At 55.6% G+C, this 23,723-nt stretch carries 20 protein-coding genes; 11 read left to right on the plus strand and 9 right to left on the minus strand.

The genetic code is table 11. The features are described from left to right. Positions 1–87: 87 nt before the first annotated feature. From OLTU_RS07700 to OLTU_RS07745, 10 genes are all read left to right on the plus strand, one after another. Positions 88–915, plus strand: coding sequence for a hypothetical protein (locus OLTU_RS07700; RefSeq protein WP_141732175.1), 828 nt, complete (start codon positions 88–90; stop codon positions 913–915). 13 nt (positions 916–928) lie between these two features. Then, positions 929–1,357, plus strand: coding sequence for a hypothetical protein (locus OLTU_RS07705; RefSeq protein ID WP_141732176.1), 429 nt, complete (start codon positions 929–931; stop codon positions 1,355–1,357). Between the two features lie 66 nt (positions 1,358–1,423). Next, entirely contained in the window at positions 1,424–3,058 is a 1,635-nt protein-coding gene (locus OLTU_RS07710) for an isovaleryl-CoA dehydrogenase (RefSeq protein WP_141732177.1), read from the plus strand. A gap of 138 nt (positions 3,059–3,196) precedes the next feature. After that, positions 3,197–4,324, plus strand: a complete 1,128-nt coding sequence (gene proB, locus OLTU_RS07715) for a glutamate 5-kinase (protein ID WP_141732178.1) — start codon at positions 3,197–3,199, stop codon at positions 4,322–4,324. Then, positions 4,321–5,583 (plus strand): glutamate-5-semialdehyde dehydrogenase, encoded by a 1,263-nt coding sequence (locus tag OLTU_RS07720; protein ID WP_141732179.1) that lies wholly within the window; start codon positions 4,321–4,323, stop codon positions 5,581–5,583. The genes proB and OLTU_RS07720 overlap by 4 nt, the downstream gene beginning before the upstream one ends. Before the next feature lie 191 nt (positions 5,584–5,774). Next, the gene (locus tag OLTU_RS07725; protein WP_141732180.1) at positions 5,775–7,043 is read left to right on the plus strand and encodes a hypothetical protein; all 1,269 of its coding nucleotides are present in this window, start codon (positions 5,775–5,777) and stop codon (positions 7,041–7,043) included. Between the two features lie 180 nt (positions 7,044–7,223). Next, a complete protein-coding gene (locus tag OLTU_RS07730) occupies positions 7,224–8,543 on the plus strand; it encodes a hypothetical protein (protein WP_141732181.1) in 1,320 nt (439 codons plus the stop codon). A 3-nt stretch (positions 8,544–8,546) separates the two neighbouring features. Continuing rightward, positions 8,547–10,307, plus strand: coding sequence for a hypothetical protein (locus OLTU_RS07735; protein ID WP_141732182.1), 1,761 nt, complete (start codon positions 8,547–8,549; stop codon positions 10,305–10,307). Continuing rightward, positions 10,304–11,734: a hypothetical protein gene (locus OLTU_RS07740; protein WP_141732183.1), complete on the plus strand. Its 1,431-nt coding sequence runs from the start codon at positions 10,304–10,306 to the stop codon at positions 11,732–11,734. The genes OLTU_RS07735 and OLTU_RS07740 overlap by 4 nt, the downstream gene beginning before the upstream one ends. Positions 11,735–11,776: 42 nt before the next feature. Next, positions 11,777–12,643, plus strand: coding sequence for a sterol desaturase family protein (locus OLTU_RS07745; RefSeq protein ID WP_141732184.1), 867 nt, complete (start codon positions 11,777–11,779; stop codon positions 12,641–12,643). A gap of 35 nt (positions 12,644–12,678) precedes the next feature. Here OLTU_RS07745 and OLTU_RS07750 read toward each other — a convergent pair whose 3' ends face one another. The 6 genes from OLTU_RS07750 to OLTU_RS07775 all read right to left on the minus strand — a co-directional run bounded on the left by OLTU_RS07750 (position 12,679) and on the right by OLTU_RS07775 (position 16,957). Further along, positions 12,679–12,909, minus strand: coding sequence for a hypothetical protein (locus OLTU_RS07750; RefSeq protein ID WP_141732185.1), 231 nt, complete (start codon positions 12,907–12,909; stop codon positions 12,679–12,681). A gap of 441 nt (positions 12,910–13,350) precedes the next feature. Next, positions 13,351–13,935, minus strand: coding sequence for a DUF6607 family protein (locus OLTU_RS07755; protein ID WP_141732186.1), 585 nt, complete (start codon positions 13,933–13,935; stop codon positions 13,351–13,353). A gap of 105 nt (positions 13,936–14,040) precedes the next feature. Then, positions 14,041–14,721 (minus strand): hypothetical protein, encoded by a 681-nt coding sequence (locus tag OLTU_RS07760; RefSeq protein ID WP_141732187.1) that lies wholly within the window; start codon positions 14,719–14,721, stop codon positions 14,041–14,043. A gap of 9 nt (positions 14,722–14,730) precedes the next feature. Beyond that, positions 14,731–15,357 (minus strand): hypothetical protein, encoded by a 627-nt coding sequence (locus OLTU_RS07765; protein ID WP_141732188.1) that lies wholly within the window; start codon positions 15,355–15,357, stop codon positions 14,731–14,733. Between the two features lie 151 nt (positions 15,358–15,508). Then, positions 15,509–16,336: a PRC-barrel domain-containing protein gene (locus OLTU_RS07770; RefSeq protein WP_141732189.1), complete on the minus strand. Its 828-nt coding sequence runs from the start codon at positions 16,334–16,336 to the stop codon at positions 15,509–15,511. 18 nt (positions 16,337–16,354) lie between these two features. After that, positions 16,355–16,957, minus strand: a complete 603-nt coding sequence (locus OLTU_RS07775; protein ID WP_218109901.1) for a superoxide dismutase family protein — start codon at positions 16,955–16,957, stop codon at positions 16,355–16,357. A gap of 274 nt (positions 16,958–17,231) precedes the next feature. Here OLTU_RS07775 and OLTU_RS07780 point away from each other — a divergent pair, with 274 nt between their 5' ends. Then, positions 17,232–18,248 carry a leucine-rich repeat domain-containing protein gene (locus tag OLTU_RS07780; RefSeq protein WP_218109902.1) on the plus strand — a complete coding sequence of 339 codons (1,017 nt, stop codon included), beginning with the start codon at positions 17,232–17,234 and terminating at the stop codon, positions 18,246–18,248. Positions 18,249–18,285: 37 nt separating this feature from the next. Here OLTU_RS07780 and OLTU_RS07785 read toward each other — a convergent pair whose 3' ends face one another. From OLTU_RS07785 to OLTU_RS07795, 3 genes are all read right to left on the minus strand, one after another. Continuing rightward, positions 18,286–19,779: a hypothetical protein gene (locus OLTU_RS07785; protein WP_141732191.1), complete on the minus strand. Its 1,494-nt coding sequence runs from the start codon at positions 19,777–19,779 to the stop codon at positions 18,286–18,288. 72 nt (positions 19,780–19,851) lie between these two features. After that, positions 19,852–21,636, minus strand: a complete 1,785-nt coding sequence (locus OLTU_RS07790) for an ABC transporter ATP-binding protein (RefSeq protein WP_141732192.1) — start codon at positions 21,634–21,636, stop codon at positions 19,852–19,854. Next, on the minus strand, positions 21,570–23,723 hold the full coding sequence (locus OLTU_RS07795; RefSeq protein ID WP_176736423.1) for a phospholipase D-like domain-containing protein: 2,154 nt from the start codon (positions 23,721–23,723) through the stop codon (positions 21,570–21,572). Before OLTU_RS07795 ends, OLTU_RS07790 begins: the two co-directional genes overlap by 67 nt.

Consider the following 23,723-nt stretch of genomic DNA (forward strand, 5'->3'; position numbering starts at 1 on the left):
TCTCGCAATATTTCTCCTGCAGGCGCTTCTCCTCAGCTCCCGGAAACTCCTATCCGGACTATCATTCATCGAAATGCGAGATAAAACATGCGCTTGCCATGGATCCTGGCACTAATGACCCTGAGTGCCTCCTGCGGCTCCCATAAAGAAGAACCCGTCAGTGAACAGAAGTGGATGACCGGAGCCGGTCCTGCCCGCGGTCACGAGGACATCACCCGCCTGGCTGTGGACCGGGCCAATGATGCCCTGCAGGGTCAGATCGGTTACCGTCCTTATCCTTCCATCGCCAAAGGCGTGGCGGGAATCGATACGGGCAATGCCATGGTCCGTGGAAATTTTGAAACGGACTTTCCCAGTCGCCGCATGAAGGAATTTCACAAGATGCCAGACAATGTGGATTGGCATAACGATGGGCGCATCCAGCATATTCACAGTCTCAGGGATTTTGCCGGCGGCCAGCCTCTAGGCCTGCGTGACAGCTGTGTCGCTATTCGCACCAATATTCTGGATGCCGCACGCCAGGCCATCGCCAGTTATCAGGCTGGCCATACCGAAGACGGCCAGTACTGGCTGGGTCACGCCGCGCATGTGATACAGGATAGTTTCTCTCCCGCTCATTCGGAGCGCCACGGTGCAGGGCGTCAGCTCATCGGCAATATCTGTGTCTATGGCATTGATGTTCCCGGCCTCTGCAAGCATGATTCCGTGGATGTTCGGGATCGCATCTGGCGCTCGAAGTTTTCCTGTCAGATGGATCCGAATAACCGCGGATATTCCTGTTTGAAGGATGAAGCCCAGGACGCGGTGAACGCGACGGCCGCATTCCTGGTCAATGCTGGTGGAGCCATCTTTGCCGGCAAGGCTTTGGATGAGAGTTTGCAAGGGTATTTCGCCTGTGAGAGTTTGTCTCCTTGATAAGGTTTGCATCATGAAATTACAGTGGAAAACAGTCAGTATTTTAGCCGTCCTGTGTACATTGGGTTGCTCCTGCGGTGATATCATCAAAACCCGCAACCCCACCAAACGCGTGAACACACCGGAACCCGAACAAAAAAGTTCCTCTCTTTACGGCGTCTGCACCAACTTCCATGGCGCCTGGACGGTGGATTGCGCGGAACCCATCGATGGTGTCCCGGCAGCCTTTCAACTCCTGCAGCAGGCCTGTGACTTCTTCGTCGTGCATCCCCACAACATTTCGTTTTATGCAAAGGAACTCACCTGGTCGGACGCGCGTGATGCAGTAACCTTGAACAGGGAACAGGATAAGCTGGTTCTGGAGAAGCGTGACGGTGTGCGTCAGGGCACCTGGACACGTGGTGAGCAAAGCTGCACGATGCTCTGGTCCCCCAACCCTTGATGAATTCCAAGTGATTCTTCGCGGTGCTTCCCTTATTATGCGATAAAACGCGAAGGAGGGAACACCATGGAATCCTGGCAAACCCATGACGTGACAAATCAGTCCCCCACACTGGTGGATTACAACCTGTATCTCAACGACAAGCCCTTGCAGGAAGCTCTTCAGCGGGAAGGAGCCGGCTGGGCTGCCGCGCAATTGGAACAATGGGGCGCTGAACTGGGGCGCTGGGAGAGTCAGGAAAACGGGCGCCTGGCCCATGAATACCCGCCCGTGCTGCGAACCCATGACCCCCGTGGCCATCGCCTGGACCAGGTTGAATTTCATCCCGCCTGGCATCAGATCCTGCATGATGTCGCCCGGCGGGGTCTGCATACCGGACCCTGGGCTGATGAAAGGCCCGGTGCCCATGTCGCACGAGCCGGTGCCTATCTTCTGCAAACGCAGGTGGAAACCGGAACACTCTGCCCGACGACCATGACCTATGGCGTCATTCCCGTTTTGCGCAAGGCGCCAGCCTGGGCTCAAAGCTGGCTTCCGACGCTTTATTCCCGTGAACATGATCCGCGCGATATCCCCTTTGCTGGAAAAAAAGGCGGGCTCCTCGGCATGGGTATGACCGAGAAGCAGGGTGGTTCCGATGTTCGCAGCAATACCACGGAAGCCCGCCGCGTGCGGGATGAGGAATTTTTGATCCGTGGTCATAAGTGGTTCTTCTCCGCCCCGATGTGTGATGCGCATCTGGTGCTGGCCCGCAGTGGGGCGGGATTGTCCTGCTACTTTGTTCCGCGCTGGCGTCCGGATGGAACCAAAAATTCGATCCACATTCAAAGACTGAAAAATAAACTCGGCAACCGCTCCAATTCATCCAGCGAAGTGGAATTTCATGATGCCTGGGGTCTATTGCTGGGTGAGGAAGGCCGCGGTGTTCCCACCATTATTGAAATGGGAACCTACACCCGTTTGGACTGTACGCTCGGCACGGCGGGACTGATGCGCCAGGGCCTGTCGCAGGCGCTGCATCATGCCGGATATCGCCAGGCCTTTGGACGGACCCTGATGCAACAGCCTCTCATGCAGAATGTTCTCGCGGATCTGGCTCTGGAATCGGAAGCGGCCACTGCGCTGGCCATGCGCCTCGCGCGAGCGTTCGATCGGCAGAATGATGAGGCGGAAACCATCGTCCGCCGGCTTTTGACACCAGCCGCGAAATTCTGGGTCTGCAAACGCGGTCCGGAATTCACGGCGGAGGCCATGGAAGTGCTCGGTGGCAATGGCTACTGCGAGGACTATAACCTGGCCCGCATGTATCGGGAAATGCCGCTCAATTCCATCTGGGAAGGTTCGGGCAACATCATGTGTCTGGATGTTCTGCGCGCGTTGCAAAAAAATTCCCAGGCGCTGGCTGTGGTGGAAAACGAACTCAGTGGGGCCAAGGGACATCCCATATTTGATAAACATCGGGACAGCCTTTTGCAGCGCCTGAAAACGGAAACAGGCACGGAAGCGACAGCACGACGACTGGCTCAGGATTTGATTTTGGGAGTGCAGGCTGCGCTCCTGATTCGTTCGGCACCCACAGCGGTGGCCGAAGCCTTCTGTCTATCGCGGCTGGCGCACGACTGGGGTTATACGTTTGGAACACTCGGTCAGGGAGTCGACTTCGCCGGGATTCTGCAGCGGGCCTGGCCGACCCGTGTGTAGGTCAAGTCAGACGACTGGGATAGGCGACGGACAGAATTTCCCAGAATAGCCTACGAAAGCGTCCCCACCTGGCGAACTTTTCGCTGCGTTTCCTCAAGCCTTTGGTTAAGCTGAGGCCGAAACGCCAGGAGTTCGCCTATGACCATTTCCCTCCGCTCCGAATGGCCCGGCCAGTGTCAAAGGCTGGTGATCAAAATTGGTTCCGCGGCGCTGGCTCATCCTGAGACCGGTGTCGATCAAAACCGAATGAATCAAATCACCGCTGATTGCTGCCGCCTGCTGCAGGCGGGCATCGAAGTGATCGTCGTCAGTTCCGGTGCCATCCAGGTCGGGCGTCGGCATATGCCGGGCGAAGCGGATGGCAGCATTGCTTATCTTCAGGCCTGCAGCGCTGTGGGACAGCCACTCCTGATGCGTTATTACACGCAGTCCTTTCATTTGTATAAAAGGCAGTGTGCTCAGGTTCTGCTCACACATGAGGACATGCGGGATGGCAAGCGCATCCTTAATCTGAAAAACATGATGAATAAAATGCTGCTGGCCGGCATCACGCCCATCCTCAATGAGAATGACTCGGTGAGTTACGCTGAAATCACCGTCGGTGATAACGATCAACTGGCGGCGATGGTCACGGAAATGATGGAAGCGGATGGTCTCGTCATCCTCACGACACCGGATGGGCTCTATGATCGTGATCCCGGACTTGGGAACGCCCAAAGTTTGCGTCAGGTGGCGTTTGATGAACGCTTCGAACATCTCAACCTGGCCGGAAAATCCAGCGTCGGACGCGGTGGCATGATCACCAAACTCGAAGCCGTTCGCAAACTCACGCCGCTCGGCATTCCCGTGGTGCTGGCCACCTATAACAAGGATCAGCCTGTGCTGGAAGCCCTGGCCGGTGGCGGTACTTTTTTCGAAGGCAGCCCGACGGCGACCCAAAAGGCCAGACATCGGTGGCTGACGGCCAGTGCACGACTGGGAGCCACGATCAAAATCGATCGCGGGGCGGGTGAGGCCGTGCTGAACAATCGCTCGCTTTTACCTTCGGGGATTCATCACGTGGAAGGCAGTTTCCGTCGTGGCGACTGCGTGAAGATCCTCTGTGGCAATCGCATCGTCGCGCTGGGTCTGGTGGAATATTCCGCGGCGGAGCTGCGCAAAATTCAGGGGCGTCAGAGTCAGGACATCAGTCGCATCCTGGGCTACTGTCCATCCAAGGTTGCTGTTCATAAGGATAACCTTGTCTTGCGGGAGGATGCTCCATGAAGGAATTCACGCGGGAGGATTTGCTTGAAAAAGCCCGACAGGCTCAGGCCAGCAGTGTGCGCCTCAGGCGTTATCGGGAGGAGGACCGGCAACGGGCAATCCTCGCCATTCGGGACATTCTTCTGTCCCAACGTGCGGCCATACTTGAGGCCAATGACAAGGATATCCAGGCGGCACGGAGGAACGAACTTTCGGAAGCGATGATCGATCGTCTGACTCTGACAACAGAGCGTCTGCAGGGACTCGCTGATGCTCTTTCCACCATAGCCTCAAGCCCGCCCATCCTTGGGCAAATTGAAGATGCGCATACCCGGGATGATGGTCTGATCGTTCAAAGGAAACGGATCCCCATCGGCGTCATCGGGGTGATTTTTGAAAGTCGTCCCAATGTTCTGATCGATTGCGCGGCGCTGGCCATTAAATCCGGTAATGCCATTCTCCTGAAAGGAGGCAGCGATGCGGAACACTCCAATGCCATCCTTGGCACTCTGGTGCAGGAGGCGATCGCTCCCTTTCTGCCAAGGGGATCCGTGCAGGTTATTCCTGGTGGAGACCGGCAGCTGACGATGGATATGGTGAAACTCGTGGGACTGATCGATCTCATTATTCCGCGGGGTGGGGAAGGTCTGATTCGCATGATTCAGGAACACGCGAAAATTCCTGTCATTGCTCATGCCAAGGGCCTTTGCCATCTCTATCTGCATGCCGACGCGGATTTTAACAAAGCGCGCGCCATCGCTCTGAATGCCAAGGTGCAGAGGCCTTCGGTTTGCAATGCCATCGAAACCCTGCTGGTGCATGAGCAGCATGCGTCCGGTTTTCTGCTGGATCTTCTCAAGGCACTTACGGATGCTGGCGTGCGTTTGCGCGTGGACGACAGCATCTGGTCGCTCGGGCCGCAGGAAGGCTGGGAACGGGCCCAGGCTGAGGACTGGGATACGGAGTATCTGGATAAAATCCTGGCAGTGCGCCTCGTTAGCTCCGAGGATGAAGCCATCGATCATATTCTGCAGCATGGCAGTCATCATACCGAAGCCATCATCAGCAACGATCCTTCTGTGCTTCAAAAATTTGAAGAATCGCTCGATGCCTCCTGCCTCGCGATCAATGCCAGCACGCGCTTCAATGATGGCGGCGAACTGGGACTCGGAGCGGAGATTGGCATTTCGACCACGAAGCTCCATGCCTATGGACCCATGGGCGCACGGGAGCTGACGACGACCCGCTTTGTGGTCCAGGGGGCGGGGCACTGCCGTTGATCCCTCTTGCGCGGTTCCTGGGGATAATATGTAAGAAACTTTCCTCGATGGGTCATTCGACCTTATTTTTAGTGAATTTGGCTGCATAGTCAGCGGTTTTATGTTGCTTTCCAACGACTAATTGCTAGATTGCGGCTCCCTGACCACTGGATTAGTCAGAAAGACTCAACCTCTCTTGGAAAGCACAAAGTATGAAGCATGGCTTGAAATTGGTGATCGTGTTGATGTTCGCGAACGCGTGTGGACAGCCCGCGCAGGACAGTCTCACTCAGGAGGCCTGGAACCGGCGCAATGATCCTGCCATCATGGGAATCGATGGTCTCTCGCAGAAGTATCAGTACGAAACGAAGTTTGATCTCCTGCCCTTGTCCGCGGGACTTCCGAAAACACCCTGGAGCGATTACTACTGGCCCACATACAAGGGTGGCCTCACCTATCGCTGGTCCCAGCCGGGTGCCGAACTCGATCGCTATGCTTATGCCATCAAACCTTTCGCGGCCTTGACTCCTGCAGAGATCGCCGTGCTTTCCCCTGCTGAAAAATATGACCTCTATATGGGTTTCGAAGACTATCGCACCACACGGACTGAGCGTGAACGCACGGGTGCCTTGAAGCGCGTTCCGGGCCAGCCGGAGTATGATGCCCGTCTGCGTCCGATTCCAGGTTGGGAAGGTCTGTGCCATGCCTGGGCTCCCGCGACGCTGGCTTTCGATGAGCCGGAAGCCGTGGTTGTGAAGGGCAAAACCGGTGTGGAAATTCCATTTGCCTCCTCGGATATCAACGGTCTTCTGACGATGTTTTTGCATCATGTGCCGGCGCCGCGCGTCAGTTTTCTGGGTGGCCGCTGTGAAGAGGATCTGAGCTCAATTCAGGACAGAATCGACGAAGTGCGCAACGCTGCGGAAGGCAGCCCCTATTTCACCTGGACAGCGGAAGCCAGGGAAGCTGAAATCCAACGCTTGACCGGTGAACTCACCGCCCGCGGCGAGAGCATCGAATGTCGTGATACCAATGCCGGCGCCTTCCACCTCGTGCTGACCAACCAGGTCGCGCGCATGAAGGAAGGTTTCGTGGCGGATGTTACGCGTGATGATGAAGTCTGGAACCAGGCAGTCCATGGTTACTCGGTTCAAATCGAAAGCGTGAAGGAAGGTCGTTCGTATGATGCCGCTCCACGCACAGTGAAAGAGGTGACGGTGACCACGACCATGAAGTATATCGTGGAAGTGCCTTACCATCATGATCGCGGAGCTTACAACCTGGCGGACGCGGAAGCCTCTGTGGACTATCGCTACCGCGTGGAGCTCGACCGCAATGGGGACGTGATTGGTGGCAAGTGGTTGAGTTATGATCGTCCTGATTTTCTGTGGAAACAGGAGACACCGAAATTCGAAGGTCTCTTCTCGGGTGTTGAAGAAATTTATAAGATCGCGACCGCCCCGGCTGCTGTTCAGAAATAATGCATGGATGGACTCCCTGAAACCCCAGGGAGTCTTCCCCTTCCGCTCCCCCGCCCTGACCACTGAGCCAATGGAAAAATCAAAAACATTTGCAAGAGCCTGACTGGACGGATTTTGCCGCCTCGCAGCGGATGGCGCTGTTGCTAGACTAAGAGCGCAGTCAAAGAAGAGGTGCGAGTCATGAACAGGCTTCGGTGGCTTCCTTTTTTTATTCCGGTGTTCAGCTGCAGCGCCGATCAATCCCTCAGCGAGCTGAAGACCAGCCGGGAAGCCCGTTACCTTTTGCAGAGTCCCGACAATCTTCCGTCTGAATTTTGGCAGGAGATGGATGATCCGAGTCGCGGCGTGGATTTTTTGCTGCAAAGGCAGCTCGGCTGGAATTTTTGGAGCCGCATGCTGCGTCTTTTGCCGGGCCAGGGTTCACAGGCCTTCATGAGCTGGCAGACATGGTACAGTCGCGAGGATCTGCAGCGCGCCTTCCGCCACCTCTATGAACAGCTGGGGGTCAGCGGTCGCCGCGAGCGCCGTCCCTTTACTCTGAGCGAAATTCAGAGCGCCATGCTCTGGAATGATCGGCTGCAGTTTCAGGAACCCGACTGGAATACAGAGCGCTTTGACGAGTGGCTTGCGACCTTTGATACCGAGGAAAAGCAGCGCTCCATTCCCGGCATGCAGAAGATTCTCTTCAACCAGGAGGTCATGTGGTTTCTGCTGCAGAACTACCATCGTCTGGAAATTTGCCAAAAACAAAGACAAAGGCAGGAGGACTGCGAACCCTTGGCTTGGCCGGAACGCGCGGTTTTTCTGAAAACGAGCTGGCGGCGCAGTGAGCAGGGTTTTCTGGTGGAGCGCTTCGCGACGGATGCCGCAGCCTTGAGCCGGCAGTGGCAGAACACACAGTGGCAGGCGGATGACAGTCACGAGCCCGCCGCGGCGGAGTCTTTCGCTCTACGTTTGCCCTCGGGGCAGAAATTTCACCTGACCGGTCTGCATGCTTCCCTGCGCCTTGAGCAGCATTGGTTCTGGACTTCCCTCTGGCTCGGTGCCGAAGAGAGGCAGGAGCTATCCGCAGATCAACCCGCAAACTGGAGAAGCCCCTGGACCCGTTATCGGCTTTGCAGTGTCGATGGCTGGCAGGAACCTTTGCGCACGCAGACCATTGCAACCCATTGGCCCGAGCCGATCGCGGCCATATCCCACCTGCTGGTGGATCACGAACTTTTCAACTGGTGCAGCAACCCCTATCTGGAACCTGGCCCCAATAATCACAAAACCAATTGCACGGGCTGTCATCAGTATGCGGGTTTGAATTGGACTCAGCACGACTTTCGTCAGCGTTTGACGGATGATTTCTGGAGCCTGATCCATCGCTCCACTCAGCCAGGACCCGCGGATTATGTCTGGTCGCTCTTTGTCGGACCGGAACCTCTGATTCAACCTCTCATGGACGCTATCGAATTTTTCGATGTTTACGATCCTTATCAATTACGTCAGGAGTGAGTTATGGAGACAAACCGTCTGATCATCGGAGTCCTTGGATCTTTCCTTTTGAGTGCTCAGCCTGGGATGGCCGGGAGTGCGTATGAACGGGCCCAAAGAGTGGCCGATATCCTGGGCATCGGCCGGGATGGAGCCTGCAGTTCGTGTCATGCCATGAACTCGGAGCAGACCATCGTGCGCTGGTCCAACAAGTATTATGATGTCGAGGAACGCTGTCTCGAGAATGAAGCCATGACAGCCAAGGAGAAACTTTACTGTCTTTCCGGTCAGAGCATGGATGAGGAGCTGAAGATCAAACCGGCGAAACTCGGCTTTTGGAGTGCCGGTCTGCATGTGGGGACCTGGAATAAGGTGATGCAGGAGGCTCTGGGGGACGAGGGCGCCCGTGCCTTGCAGGAGGAGCTGCGGCAGACCACAGCCATGCCTTTGCGAGCCCCGAACCTTCTGACGGAAAACGAATTTCAAGCGGTGCAGGAATGGTTGGAGCAGGGCATGCCTTACCTGAACGAGCTGCTCGCTCCTTATCAGGGGCCCACGCAGTGTGAGCCCATGATGGCGCCTCAGGTTCGGGATCATCTCAAGGCGATGAAGGAATGGGGCTGGGCGAAAAGAAATCAGGAGCGCGGCATGCTCATGTTTGCCTGCGGCGCTGATCAGAAAAGCTGCTTCCGTCAGCAGAAAAATGGGCGGGACATTTTCCCGGACGTCAGTCAGCAGCCGGAATTCGCGGCATGGAAAGTGGAAACCAGGACTGAACTTCGGCATTTGACCGAACTCGGTCAGGAGACGGAATATTGGATTCGTTCCTCGGCGGATGGACGCTTCATGGCCTATGGAGGATCGCCCAGCGGGATCGTGGATCTGCAAAGCCTTCTGGTGAAGCCAGGAACCCTCCGCAATATCCCGGTCGATGCCTTCTATGATCCGAGCTTTTTCCCGGATGATTCCGCCTTTGTATTCCAGGGGCATGGCACCGCGATCTGTTCGACCAGCCTTTTGAAAAATCCGCTGACCACCTCCATCGACTTCAGCGAGGACGCCTGCACCGCCGGGGATGATATCAATATTCCACTCTATCAGTCGGTCGGGGCCAGCCTGGACGGGGCGGATTATCTGGCCGCCACCGGTGATTTTCGCAGTGACGATGGCCAGGGGCATGAACCTTTTCTTCGCAACGCAAAGTCGCGTCTTTTGCTGCAGCCATTGGAATACGATGGAACAAAGTGGGTTCGGCGCGAAGCTCAAAGTTTTGAGACACCCTGGGAAAAGGATTGGGGTCTGGCTCCATCCAATCAGCTTCTTGTCAGTCGTCTGGAAGGACGCGTTGACAACAAGCTCAAGCATATCGGTTATGAGCTTTACAAGCTGAGCAAGGACAGCCAGCATCCGCAGTCACCACGTTATAACAAGGAGCTGGTCGGGCGCCTTTGTTTTGATGGACTCAAAGTGGGCTTCTCTTTCGATGATCGCTTTGTGGCCAGCTATGACTATATCAAGCCCTATCAATACGCTCTGCTGGGCTATTCCAGTCCAGACGATCCGGACTTCCAGGCGCGTTTGAATGCAGGAACGTCGAATATTTTCCTCTTTGACCTTTGGACGCAAAAACTTCAGGTCATCACCCATATGGGACCGGGACAGTACGCTCTGTTTCCTCATTTCCGTTCGGATGGCTGGATGTACTTCATGGTCTATGATCAGAGCACCGGCAAACGTCATCTCATGACGGCAAATAATGCCCTGCTTCTGGAGGGACAACCATGAAGCATGCTCCATGGTTCTGGACTTTACTCGGTGCTGCGTTGAGCCCTCACACTCTCATGGCGGCGGCACTGGACTGTTCGGATGGAAGACCCGCGCCGCAGGATTTGGAACGCTGGCGTTCCGAAACAGCCGAGGGTTTACAGGAGAGCAGCCTCGGTTCGCGGACCGTGGCGGAACAAATACGCAGTTGCTTTGGTCCGCAGGTACCTGTCTGCCTGCAAAGAATGAACGATTACGTCAACCGCAATGATGTGGCGCCGTCCGCGCAGGACACGCCCGTGCGTTCCTCGCCGCAGAAGCAGCCACCTGCGGAACTCTTTTTGAACGGCGCGGCGAACTTCGAATACCGGATTCCCGAGGATATCGAAGCCCGGGCCGCGGCTCTGGGCTGGCCTTCGGTGCGATACAAGAGTCGGCATTCCGGAGGCTTTGATCGCGATACCGCATCTCTGCTCATGATTTATGTTCCCGGGGACCGGGTGAATCCCCCCGTGAATTTTGATCGCTGGTTGAACTTCGCCCTGCCGGAGGATCCGGAGAGTGAAGCCGGCCGCCCCACTCCAGGTTCGCCGATACCTTCGGCCCAGGATTATGCCGCGGAAGAAAACGGCGAAGTCTCTCTGCCGAAAGTGTTTACGATGGTCTCACTCGACCGTCGTCAAGGCCAGCAGCCAGGACAGGTTTATTTTCAACGATTTATCCGCAACGGTCGTGGTCAAACAGCTTTCAAGCCCGAGGGAAATTCCAATCCCAAGCGCTGCGTCAGCTGCCATCCGAATGGCTTAAGAGCGATCAGCCCTCTCGGTTTTCACGTGCGGAAGGACGAAACCATGATGGATGCCGAGGCCTGGGCAACGGTGAAACGCATCAATGATGCGATGACTCAGGCCGCCGGCCAACGGACAGTGAGCTGGCGGGAGGCTCCGGTCAGCTCAGGTTCCACGCAGAAGAAAACCCTTCTGAATCCTGCCGCCTTTGGTCCGAGCATTGGGCCGCTCGTGCCTTTGAACGGTCGCAGTCGCACGCCTGAATTTATCTCTCAATGTGCTGAGAGACGGCGGGTGGTGGATCTGCGGGATATCTTCAATCGTGCGCCCGGTCGCGGGAATGTCTATCGCCTGTCGAACAATCCTCAGATCGATCCGGCGAAGATTTTGCGGTACATGAACTGCGGGGCCTGCCACGGAACGGCTTCCCGCGCGCCGCTCAATAGTCTGACCGGCTGGGCTCAGGTGGATTACAAGATACTGGTGGATCAATCCATGCCGCTCGGGGCTCACAAGAATCCTTTGGAGTCGACCAGCGGAGACGTTCAGGATGCCCTGACTGCGGATGAACGCATTGCTCTCGCCAACTGTCTGCAGGCCGAGTATGAGCTGGAGAAAAAGGAAATTGCGCGCTGGTTGACGCCAGGAAGCTGTGAGTGATGCATGAAATCGGTTAGAATCGTTCCTTGATACGAACAGGGGATGCGTATGACGGGACTTGAGGAAGCCGGAGTCTGGCTGGGGGAAACCCTTTTGCAAAGCTTCGGCCTTATGTCCCCATTCTGTCCCCTGTACCTGAGCACGGCCGCTCTCATGGGAATACTCTGGTTATGCCGCTCGCAAGGCTGGTCCCTGGGACAGTCCTGGCATTATCTATGGAACCTCTGCTGGCAGCATCGCCGCTTCATGCGGGAGGATGGCCTTTGGGCTCTCTTTCAATTGCTGATCCTGCGGCTGCCGATCGCGGCCTTGCATTTGGCACTTTTTCAGTGGGCCTATGAAAGTCTTCTGACCTGGGAAAGCTCTCAGGGATTTTATGCGGCGGAGATTCTGGAAGGCTTTCTTGCGACTCTGATCACAATGCTGGCCATCGACTTCGCGGCCTATGTCATGCATCGGGCGCTGCATCAGGTTTCAGGGCTCTGGTGGATTCATCGCCTGCATCATCAGGCGCGCTTTCTCACGCCCCTGTCCACCCTGCGGCAGCATCCGTTGGAACCCTTTCTTTTGAATGGAGCCCGTGGCCTGGCTGCCGGTGTCTCCCTGGGTGTTCTTCACCTGATTCTGCCCAACGGCACTCCGGTTTGGATGATGGCCGGCATGGGACCAGGATTTTTTCTTTATATGTTCACGGTGAATCTGCACCATGCGCCTCTGCCTGTGCGTTATCCGCTCTGGCTGCGCGCGGTCCTGATCAGCCCCCATATTCATCACCTGCACCACAGCAAGGCCCCGGAGCATCATGGCAAAAATTTTGGGGTGATTTTTTCCTTCTGGGATCGCTGGCTGGGAACGTATTGGGATCAGGAGGTCGGACTCGACGAGCTGGAGTTCGGCGTGGAAGCCTGAGGCCCGGGCCCTCGGGCCCAGGAGGACATTTCCAATTACCAGGCGCCGCCCATGCCTGATTCCTGCTTTTCATCGGCTGCCTTCTTCTCCCAGACGCCGCCCTGCTCGGTGCACTTCTTTTGCTTTTCCTTGGGCTTTTTGCCTTTGATCTTGATTTCCTCACCATCTTTCATGCAAACCCACTTATCTTTGGCCTCAACCTTTTGGGGGATGGCCATACTCATAGCGCACGCGAACACGATGGCAAACAAAGGCGCAACTTTCATTCCTTGATCCTCTTTTGGAAAAATATCGAGGGACTCGATAAGAAAATGCTAGCAAACAGTATGGCGGGTGACAATCAGGATTCGCCGTGATGGCGGTATCCCTAAAAGGTCCAGGGGAGTTGCAGTTCATCCGACTCGGGTGGCTGGGTTCTGGCCTCCTGGGATTCGCATCGGGCCTGGGGTGGACCGTGCACGCGGCCGCACCCCGGGCAGCTTTTCCGGCGCCGCATGAGGAGCAGTTTTCCCTCAAAATCCTGAAATGTTTGAGACTCCGGAAGGACCGGGGAACTGTCGCAGGATTCGATCTGTCTATTGGACATAATAAGACCCCAAAGGAAAGCAGCGCACCATTTACCAGAACGCGGCACGCTGAAATTTGCTGCAGGTCTCGGAAAAGAAAACTCACGGACAGGCGCCCCGCCAGTGGCGAGGCCTGGGTGTTTAAGGCTGCGGTGTCACCTGACAGGAAGCCTCATCGGTCCGATCGTATTGGTTCCAGCCCAGCTCGACCGCATAGAGCGAACCATCCGCCCGGCGCTTATGATTTCTCTGCATGTGAATCCAACGCAGAGGATTGACCTTGAGGGTGTTTTCCCGATCCAGTTTTTCATAGGGCTGATCCCGATCCCGGCGGGGTTTCGGAGCACCCAGGGCTTCGCAGCGCCAGCTGTCGTCCACAAGAGCGCCGCTGCACTGGTAGCGGAAATCTTCAAAAGGACCGTAAACTTTTTGCTCCCAGACGTTGCTCGCTTGATCCACGAGACGCCACTCCTCACGCCAATGCACCTGCTCGTTGCCACCGAGGATCAGGTAGCGACGGAGATGCCAGACGGAATCGCTTTCGCTTAATTCCGCTCGTTCCAAAACCGGATTATAGAACGCATCGTGATCACCATTCTCGACGAAGTTGAAGCGTACAGAAAAACAGCCGCTCATATTCTGGATGAACGAGGGCGCGTTGGCCGCTCCCGCCAAAGTGCTGCCTGCCAACAGAGAGCCCAACAATCCCAACTTGAAAAGGTGCATTTCATCAACTCCTCTTGAACATTTTTGGAGGCTGATCATAGCAAAATGTTCGCGAAAAAAACGAAGGAAAATTATCTGCGGATTTTCCTTCATGAGGAAATTCGATCATTCATCAGGAAACAGGGAATCCGGATCAAACGTATCGACGGGATCGGTCGTATCCGTGGGATCCAAACCAGCAACTTCCGCGATGCAGGACATGGCTCCCGCGAAGACCGAGGCGAAGTCCCCGCTTTCAGCCGCCTCTTGAAAGACGGTTTGATTCTGAACGGAGAAATCAGCAATGCAGGCGATCAGATCATAAAAAAGACAGGCGCCCTGGGGAACGGATCCGAGAGCATCCTCTGAGAAAATACCGGCAAAGGTCGATTCAATGCTCTCCCGTTCGCTGCTGCTGAGCGGTGTGCCTCGCACCGTTTCGATCGCTGCAAAATACCGGGTAAAGGCGTCCGTCGCGTTGCAGCCGGTCGTTGTGAATTCAAAACTTTGATAGGTGAAACCCTGGGATGCTCCGTAGGTGGCATTGATATAGGCCGCAGCCTGGGCAGGCAGGACCATTGGCGTGGCGGGCCAGAATCCGGCGGCTGGCCAGGGCGAAGGATTGAAACCTCCCGATGATCCTTCAACCGAATCTTCGGAATCGACAAGCCTGGTTTCCTGAATGAAACGCAAGGAACTGGTTCGCAAGGTCTGAGCCGACAGCCGAGGTTCGGACGCCGTGCTCGATCGCTGGCAGCCGGCTGCTGTCAGACCTGCCAGAACCAGAAAACACGAGGATTTCAACATGCAGAAACCTCAATAATAGAAATTGATGGCCAGTTTTCCCGTACCGGTCGCATAGGCACTTTTTCCATCGGGCAGCGTATTATAGCCAAAGCCGGCTTCACCTGAGACCGAGAAATCCTTCAGCAGGACGAACTCAAGACCCGCTCCACCGGCGATGCCGAAGAGGGTATCATCCTTGCCTTTGTTGGCGTCTCCACCGTTCTTGCCGATGCTCAACTGACCAAAGCCATAAAGATGCAAGCGATCGCGCTGGGCAAAGTAACTCATGTATTTGCCGGCGATGCCGAAGGAGGACGTTTTCGCAGCGGAGTCTCCACCGAGCAACAGATAGGCACCAACCGCCTTGCCGGGCGCTGTGAAGTATCGCGCGCCCACATAACCCGCACCCATCGAGTTGCCGCCATCCGGAAAGCCAAAGCTGAAACCATAACGGCCTTCGGACAGATCCAGACCTTCACCACTGGGACCGGCGGTTGGCGCTGCGATAAAGGGCGTGTGTTCAACCGGAGCGGGTGGTGGCGGCGGGGGCGGGGGAGGCATGCGGGGTTTTTTTCCACCAGCCGACTGGGCCTGGACTGATGAGAGAGCGGCGCTTAGAGCAAGCACGGAAATGGGAACCAAAAAAGTGCAACGCAAGGGAAGCCTCCTTCAGGTGACATCAACATATTCTTCAACATATGTTGGACATGGTACCTTTGATGAGGAGATTTGATCAAGCAGATTGCAGGTGGAAGGCATGAGGGAGCCGCCGCAGGAGAACCTGTCTCCACGCGGCGCGAGCTCCGCATTAGAACTGAGGTGGAACCTCAGCCCAGGGATGAGGCGGAATCATGGGCCTCTGGGTATGGGTTTGAATGTCGCGATAGTAATCGGACAGCTGGGTTTGATAGCTCTCGGTGATCGGTTTGTCCTTGTCATAGGGAGGAGCATTCTTCACTTGATCACGACTCATCGCCACCACAATGTTTTCATCCAACCAGCTGATGTCCTCGATGAAGGCGCGATCGATGGCGACCAGACCCCCTGGCCACCAGAGACGCACATCGACGATGAGGTGCGTAATCCTCCAGGTTTCCGGTTCAATCAAAAGATCCTCGACCTGGCCAATGTCACCATCCGTGGCCCTCAGGCTATACGACTTCAGATCGCTGAAGCTGCGAAGATTCGGGTCGAGACGACTTTGGCGTTTAAACTCCGCTTCAAAATGCGGCGAGGAAGGACCGGTCTCGGGCGCATCCTTATCCCGTGGAAAGCGGTAGGTTTGGGTCCAGGGAAAGAGCCCACCCGAGGCGCTCCAGTAGGGTGTCCAGCCATAGTATTGACTCAGTTGGATTTCATTCAATCGGGAGATGGGCTGACCCAGTTCCGATGAAGGACTGTTTTCAATTTGCTGCTGAGACAACCTGGTTGTCAGAGTTGAAGTTTCGTCATTAAACCCAACCAGGGCTTCGGAGCTGATCAGAACATTGCGTCCTGTCAACCAGCCTCCTGTATCCACCACGAGATAGCGCAGAATCCAGGATACATCATCGAAGTATATATCCTTGACGATTCCCACCACTCCATCCGTGGCTTCGACTCTTTGATTGAGTATGGAATCAGCCCTGTAAAGCATGACGTCTCCTTTCCGGTGTTATTTCTGTGCCTGTTTTTTAGTGGCTCCGATCACGCCGCAGGCAATGCGGTCGCCGGCCGCTCCCGAAGGCTGCGATTTTTCATCATCGGCCTTGGCGTGAACCACCACTGCCTTGCCGATAATGGTATTCCAATCCGAAAAGCCACTCACATTGGGTATGTCCGTTGTCAGCATGCCCTTTCCATCCTTATTGATGGTGATATTGCCCAGATCACCGACATGCCGTGTGGGAGCATTCAGCCCGGCGTGAGGTGCTCCGGTGGGATTGAAGTGCCCACCAGCCGACGAGGCATCGGGCGCGCTGCAGTCACCTTTTTCATGAATATGAAAACCATGCTTGCCCGCTGGTCCGCCGGTGATGGATGCAATCACCTGCACACCCTTGTCCGTGCGGTTGAAGAGCACTGTTCCTCTGACCTTGGACCCGCTCTTTGCAGCCAAAGTGGCTTCAGCAAAAGTGTCTCCTTTTTTCAGATCAGCAGCCATTTTTGCTTCCGTTTTTCGTTCCCCCTGGTTGCGCAGATCCTTCGGATTCTGGGCCTGCGCCCAGGCCTGGGAGGTGAGCAAAGACAGGACTACAACACTGATTTCTTTTTTCATGGTTCCGTTTCCTTGGAAAAGAGGGACACATTAGGGCCAGAGCGGCCCTATCTTCTTATAGCTCATCATATTTCCGGAAAACAGTGTTGCAAAATTGTGATGGCGACCTGGGGGTTTTTTCCAGCAGGGATTGAGCCAAATCTGACAGATACCACGGCAGATCGCTCAGGCTCATTTCGAAAAACCCCTCATGTTATTCCCTGGTTGTGCCGATAGAACGGAAAATATAAACCTGGAATGGGTGGGGCATGCCATGAAATCATTTGTAATAGTGTTGACAGCATTCGGAATTCTTACCGCCTGTAAGGATGATAAAAGCGGCAAGTCCGAAGAGCAGGGTGGTCCCGTTGCGGCAGCCGAAGCCGCGCCGGTGGAAGACACCTCCCAAAGTGATTTCAGTCGCTACTGCCGTGAGGAATTGGAGAAAGGCTCAGGCAGTGAGATCGGTGTTTACACCACGCTGTTCAACGCGCGCAACTGTACGGAGCTGGAACTCAACCTGCAAAAACAGGCTCAGCCTTTCCTCAGCAAAAAGGGCTTGAGCGATTTGAAGCCTCTCAGCTATTTCGATCATTTCACCTATATCGATATGTCGGGCAATAGCATTGCCGATCTCAGCGCTTTGAGTCAGATGAAAAAGCTGGACCGTCTCGACATTTCCAATAACCCCATCAGCAGCGTGGCTCCTCTGGCCTCGCTGACTCAGCTGCGTACCCTGGCTGCCAATGGCATCAAGACCAGTGATTGGGACAGCCTCAGCGCATTGACCTCTTTGACTTCACTTTGGTTGACCGGCAATGGCCTTCAGGATATCAGCTTTGTCGCAGGCCTGACGAATCTGCAGGACTTGCGTTTGTCCGACAACACCATCAGCGACCTGAGCGCTCTCTCCGGGCTGACGAAACTGTCGCTCCTTGAACTTCGCAAAAACAAGATTGCTGATCTCAGCCCGCTCGGCTCGCTGACCGCCATGCATGAATTGATTCTGAATGACAACCAGATCACATCCCTGGCTCCTCTCGCGACCCTGACGGAAATGGTCACGCTGGAGGCCCGCAACAACCAGATTTCTGATCTGACGCCTGCACTGAACCTGACGAAGCTCAGCTATCTTCTGGTGTCCGGCAATCAGGTGGCAACCGTGGCGCCGGTGAAGGATCTTAAAGTGGTGTCCGAGATCGACCTGACCAATAATCCGCTCGGGACGTCGATCGCGAAAACGGCAGCCAACTGCCCGACGGATGCCGCGACCAATGTCTTTATTCGTGAGTTCTGTTCGACCACACCCTGAACGAGCTTCGCAGGCGGAGACGAAATCTCCGCCTCAATCACCGCGGAAAGGAATCCCGTGACGTCGACGCGTTGTACCAGCGCGGCGGCGCGGGAGTCAGCCGGGGTTTGAACTCGATCTTCTCATAGACGATATACGAATCCTCTTCGAACACCCGATTCTTCCAAAAAATGTAACCGGTAAACTTTCGGGACGTATAACCGGGCAGACTGGGAGCCGCCGTGTTGAAGCGGGTTTTGATCCCATGGACAATGGTGTCCGGTCCATCCAGAACCATCAACTCCAGATCCTGCTGGAGCGTGTTCCGTCGGGACCAATCCCAAAAGGCGGCTGCATACCTCTGATGATAGTTGGCAAAGATATTCCGCTCGAAATAAGGAAGAATCGCGATCGAATGAAACCCGGTGGCAAAGATGGACGGTGACTGCGCTCTCTGTGATTTCAAGTGCTCAGCCACCTGCCTTGCCGCAGAATAGGTATGTTTATAGTCGTTGGTATAAGCCGTATACGCCCATGATATATGAATGCCGAGAACCACGACCAGGCCTGCCTGCACCAGGGGCCGATTCCAGCCCTGACGGCCGGAATCACGCCCATCCTTTGTGAAGCTGATCCATAAGCAGAAAATCCAGAGCAGAAAAAGGATCCCCTCATGCCAGGGGCTGGAATAGACAAAGGCAAAGAGATGACCTGTCAGCAGCACAGGTCCCAGGAAGAGACTGAGCACGCGCGTCTTCCAAAAATGCCAGAGGCTCACGGCCACGATACAGGCGCTCAGAATATAGCGTTCGGTCAAAGCATTGCTGAGAAAATGCGTCGTGAACCTCAGAGCAAAAGCCAGACTATAATCCTGCTTCGGATGAACCGCGGCATGATCCGTGGGAAAACGCAGCTGCCAGACCGCAAACAGCCCTGCCATCAGCACGATTCCAAATGCAGCGACATAACGCTTTTTCGCTGCGGTATTCAGGGTCTTGTGATGATACAGAAAGGCGACGAAGTCGGTCGTGGCAAAACAAAAGGCCATGATCAGGCCATGAAGCGAGATATTGGCCAGCAGGGCCAGTATGAGCGCATAAAGGAAAGGCCTCTGCTGGCGCTTCGGATAAAGGGCAGCCGCCAGGAACAGAACTCCCGGAAGCAGGACATAGCTTCGCGCGATCACTGCATACTGATAGAGCACAAAGTAGGAAAAGGGATAAAGGATTTTGATGAAAAGAGGAAACGGCGCATACACGAGAAAGATGAGCACACCGATCCATGCAAACAAGGCCCCGAGGATATTCATGCCTGCATAAGGGAGACCCGCCTTCGCCACAAGACTTAAGATGAAATGCCAAAGTCCGGGGCTGCCTTCATATCGCAGGTGAACCTGAATCAGTTCCAGCGGTCGACTGTCACGCCCCAGAAGCCAGGCCTGAGCTTCATCAAACCAGGGTTCATGATGATAAACTCCCACAGCCACGAGTCCGGCGTAGAGCACGAAGACGATCAGAAGAAGAAAGCATTTCCGATAGGAGTTCCGAGTCATAATACGTCGCAAGGATGAAGTTGAAAAAAATCAGGAAAACGCTCCTATCTTAACCGACCCGGCGATGGGAGTTCAAAGTCTTTCCAGCTGGCGCCAGGCGAGCCGGTAATAAACGCCGGTGGTATTCTGCATGAGCGTCTTGTGGGTGCCCGACTGAATAATTTTGCCGTGTTCCATCACGAGGACACGATCGGCGTGTCGCACGGTGGAGAGACGATGCGCAATCACAAAAGTCGTGCGTCCTTTCATGAGGTGAACCAAAGCCTTTTGCACGAGGTGCTCGCTTTCCGCATCAAGAGCACTGGTAGCCTCATCCAGAATCAGAATGCGGGGATCCTTGAGCAGAGCGCGGGCTATGGCAATGCGCTGCCGTTGCCCGCCTGAAAGCTGCAGACCACGTTCGCCGACCCGTGTTTCGTAGCCCTGCGGAAAGCCTTCAATAAAGCTTTGCGCATAGGCATCACGCGCGGCCTGCCGGACCGCTTCATCCGAGGCATCGGACCTGCCATAGCGAATATTGGCGGCAATCGACGCGCTCATCAAAAAAGGGTCCTGGGAAACCACTCCAATCTGCTGACGCAGCCAGGCTCCATTGAGGGTTCGAATATCATGGGCGTCCAGCAGGATCGTGCCCTGGACCGGATCATAAAATCGGGTCAGAAGACCGGCAATGGTCGACTTCCCGCTGCCCGATGGCCCGACCAGAGCAATCACCTGGCCGGGTTCCGCGGTAAAGCTGAGATCCTGAAGCACCGGGATATCGGGACGGGTCGGATAGTGGAAGCTCACGCGTTTGAACTGAACGCGACCTTTAATCGAGGGTGGGATGAGTCCATGCGCCAGGGGAATTTCGGGGCGGCGGTCGAGCAATTCAAAGATGCGTTCCGAAGCCCCGAGCGTGGCCATGAATTCCGTCCAGAGCGATCCCAGACCTCCAAGAGCCACCATCACCGCCAGGGCATAGAGCAGAAATGAGGTGAGATCACCCAGGGTCATCCGTCCTGTGATAACCAACTCCCCGCCATACCACAGCACGCCGGCAAGCGTTGCCGATCCCAGGAGCGAACCAACTCCAATGAAGAGAGCGATATTCTGGATGCGTAGACGTCCCCAATCCAGAGCAAGGCTCACTGCGGTCGCATAACGCCGGGACTCGCCCTTCTCCTGAATGAAGGAACGCACGGTCCGGATGCCGGAAATGGTTTCCGCCGCGATGCTGGCTGAACTTCCCCAGGCGTCCATGCCTTCCCGCGCAAATTTTTGGATGCGTCGCCCGAAAAAGCTGGCGCCAGCGATCATCACCGGGATGGTGGCAAGGAAGCCAAGGGTCATCGCCGGGGAAACATAAACCAGAAGGATGAGGCCGCCGATCGCAATGCCGAGGTTCTGCAGAAAGGTCGAGAGATGCAGGGTGACCGCATTTTGAATCACGGTGGCATCGGTGGCCAGCCGGCTCATCAGTTCACCGGTTTGCCGTGCATCGAAAAAACCAATCTCCTGCTTCAGAATGGTTTGATAAAGCGACTGCCTGAGGCGTGAGACGATGCGCTCACCCGCTGTCGTAAAAATGTAGTAACGCAGAGAGGAGGACACGGCCTGCAAAAGAAACGTCGCAAAGACGATGCCCACCCACGGTTTAAGCCGATCGAAGCGCCCGGAGGCCAGCACTTCATCAATGATGTATTGAGCTGCTTTGGGATAAACGAGGACCATGCCGCTGCTCAGCACCAGAGCGAGAAACCCCCAGCTCAGCTTCTTCCATTCGGGTATGGCCAGCTTCCAAAGACGGATCAACCGTCCGAAGGATGCTGGGGAGCCTGCCGGCTGCCGTAATTTGAGAACCGTTGGCTTGACCATCGAAACACACCACTCACGAGGACGATGAACAGGAGCAGAGGCAGAAACGTTTTCCAGCCTGGATCCATGAAGGCCTTGATGATACTGCGCTGAAACACGATCAGCATGATACAGCCGGGCATCATGCCGACCAATGTGGCCAGCATGAAGCGAAAGAACGGAACCCCGGCCGCTCCTGCAGCGGCATTGACGAGAGTATGCGGTGCGATCGGCATAACTTGCAAAAGAAACAGAGCCGCTAAATCACCAGGATGATGCCGGCCATAAAAGTCCGGGAAGAACATGCGCCCGAGCGTGCGACCTGTCGCATAGCCCACGCAAATCAAGGCGATGACACCGAGGATGATATAAGGCAGAGCCAGCATGCTTGGAAAAAAGCCGGCGGCCATGAGAATGAGCAGATTGATCGGGGCAAACACCAGACAGGCCACCAGGTAAACAGCAGGGATCAGAAGCAGCCCCGAAAGCTGCGTATCCTCGATGGGCGCCCAGACTGAAAGATCAAGACCTGGATGCAGAGGCTGATCCATGAGAACATGCGAAGCGGCAATACCGGCCCCCGCGAGGCCCGTCATCACAAATGTAATCATGCGGGGTGGAATTTTCAGATGATGCTGCACGGTTTCCAGCATGCGTCCCCAGCGATCCAGCGCCACCTCCAGCGTGGACGGCCGATCCATATCGAGCAGTTCCGCATCGAGCCAGGGGAGACATTCCTCAGGCAGAGCCTGGATTTTGAAATCCGCCAGATGCTTGTAAGGGGAGATCATGCGCAGGGAATGAATGAGGGGCAGCAGCGAGCCGGCCTTCTCCATCTTGCGGAAGGCATAGTCAGCCTTGTGATTGGCATAATGGGCAACGATGTAAGCCACAGTCTGCCGGATGGCCTTTTGCAACTCCGGCCTGCCTCGCGCATCAATCGTGACATTGCATTCCGTATCGAGCCCCATCGAGCGATTATTGAGGTTGGCGGATCCCAAGGTCAAAAACTCATCATCGACCACCATGAGCTTGCTGTGCACGGTGATATATTTATGGATGGGCAGAAGTTCCCGATCGAAGGGATAAAAGATGTTCACCCGCCCGTAGTCATCGTGGGCCAAAACCTCGGCCAGGGCGATGGCCTGCAGGTGGCTCATCGTTTTTTTTTCCAGCCACGGACCCAGACGCTCCGGAAGGATGAGCACGATTTCCGGACCTTCCGCGCGGTGCCCAAGCTCGCAGAGCAGCTCCACCACATGATGGGAGGTGAGGTACTGCGTTTCAATGAAGATATATTTTTGAGCCCTCAGGAGCAGATCTTCATACAGCCGGGCAATCTGTTTCGCCGGCGGCGCATTGCGAAAACCAGGATCCGTCACTGAGATGCTGACCGGCGTGTCCACAAAGGAGGCGATGGCCTCGGTTCCATCCAGGGTTTTTCTGGGCAGCACCGGCGAGGGTCGGGACAGGGGTATGGTCTGAGCCGTGACCTGTTTCCAACGCTGACGAAACAGCGAGGCGAGTTGCCCGGCCGCAGGTCCCGACACTCCTATCTGGGTATCATGATAGGGCTGATAATAGTGACCATCAGGATCTTTGCGAAGGGGGTCGCCGGCTGCATGCAGGCAGCTGTCCCAGCGTCTTATCGTCAGATCGATGCCTCCAGCGAAAGCCAGCTGATCATCAATCACCACGATCTTTTGATGGTGGGATCCTCCGACCGGATGGTGAGCGTCGGCGCGATAGTGCAGACGGGGATGCATGAATTTCAGGTTCTGGAGCTTCTCCCGTTCCAAAACATAGAGCGGCGCCGGTCTCCAGGTGAGCAAATAAATATGAAGCTGCGTCTGCTTTTGCAGAATCCTGTGTAGAAACGCCACCAGACTCCAATCCTTCAGGCAGCCAGGTGGTTCCTTTTTCGGCTGAAGATTGGTTTGCGTGTGTATATCCCAGCCCAGGATAAAGATCGTGGCCCTTGCCTGCTCGCAAGCCTTGATGAAGGCATTGAAGTAAGCCTCGCCATCACAATAGAGCCAGCAGTCGTTGCCCTGGCTGGAAGACCAGGCGTTTTGTTCCGTCCAGAAGGAATCTTGCAGGGGTACCAT

Origin of the sequence: Oligoflexus tunisiensis (genome assembly GCF_001748245.1) — a bacterium.
GTDB classification, from domain to species: domain Bacteria; phylum Bdellovibrionota_B; class Oligoflexia; order Oligoflexales; family Oligoflexaceae; genus Oligoflexus; species Oligoflexus tunisiensis.

Coding starts and splice junctions, on each gene's coding strand:
- OLTU_RS07700 (WP_141732175.1), top strand. CDS start 88: ATGCGCTTGCCATGGATCCTGGCACTAATGACCCTGAGTGCCTCCTGC.
- OLTU_RS07705 (WP_141732176.1), top strand. CDS start 929: ATGAAATTACAGTGGAAAACAGTCAGTATTTTAGCCGTCCTGTGTACA.
- OLTU_RS07710 (WP_141732177.1), top strand. CDS start 1,424: ATGGAATCCTGGCAAACCCATGACGTGACAAATCAGTCCCCCACACTG.
- proB (WP_141732178.1), top strand. CDS start 3,197: ATGACCATTTCCCTCCGCTCCGAATGGCCCGGCCAGTGTCAAAGGCTG.
- OLTU_RS07720 (WP_141732179.1), top strand. CDS start 4,321: ATGAAGGAATTCACGCGGGAGGATTTGCTTGAAAAAGCCCGACAGGCT.
- OLTU_RS07725 (WP_141732180.1), top strand. CDS start 5,775: ATGAAGCATGGCTTGAAATTGGTGATCGTGTTGATGTTCGCGAACGCG.
- OLTU_RS07730 (WP_141732181.1), top strand. CDS start 7,224: ATGAACAGGCTTCGGTGGCTTCCTTTTTTTATTCCGGTGTTCAGCTGC.
- OLTU_RS07735 (WP_141732182.1), top strand. CDS start 8,547: ATGGAGACAAACCGTCTGATCATCGGAGTCCTTGGATCTTTCCTTTTG.
- OLTU_RS07740 (WP_141732183.1), top strand. CDS start 10,304: ATGAAGCATGCTCCATGGTTCTGGACTTTACTCGGTGCTGCGTTGAGC.
- OLTU_RS07745 (WP_141732184.1), top strand. CDS start 11,777: ATGCGTATGACGGGACTTGAGGAAGCCGGAGTCTGGCTGGGGGAAACC.
- OLTU_RS07750 (WP_141732185.1), bottom strand. CDS start 12,909: ATGAAAGTTGCGCCTTTGTTTGCCATCGTGTTCGCGTGCGCTATGAGT.
- OLTU_RS07755 (WP_141732186.1), bottom strand. CDS start 13,935: ATGCACCTTTTCAAGTTGGGATTGTTGGGCTCTCTGTTGGCAGGCAGC.
- OLTU_RS07760 (WP_141732187.1), bottom strand. CDS start 14,721: ATGTTGAAATCCTCGTGTTTTCTGGTTCTGGCAGGTCTGACAGCAGCC.
- OLTU_RS07770 (WP_141732189.1), bottom strand. CDS start 16,336: ATGCTTTACAGGGCTGATTCCATACTCAATCAAAGAGTCGAAGCCACG.
- OLTU_RS07775 (WP_218109901.1), bottom strand. CDS start 16,957: ATGAAAAAAGAAATCAGTGTTGTAGTCCTGTCTTTGCTCACCTCCCAG.
- OLTU_RS07785 (WP_141732191.1), bottom strand. CDS start 19,779: ATGACTCGGAACTCCTATCGGAAATGCTTTCTTCTTCTGATCGTCTTC.
- OLTU_RS07790 (WP_141732192.1), bottom strand. CDS start 21,636: ATGGTCAAGCCAACGGTTCTCAAATTACGGCAGCCGGCAGGCTCCCCA.
- OLTU_RS07795 (WP_176736423.1), bottom strand. CDS start 23,723: ATGGTACCCCTGCAAGATTCCTTCTGGACGGAACAAAACGCCTGGTCT.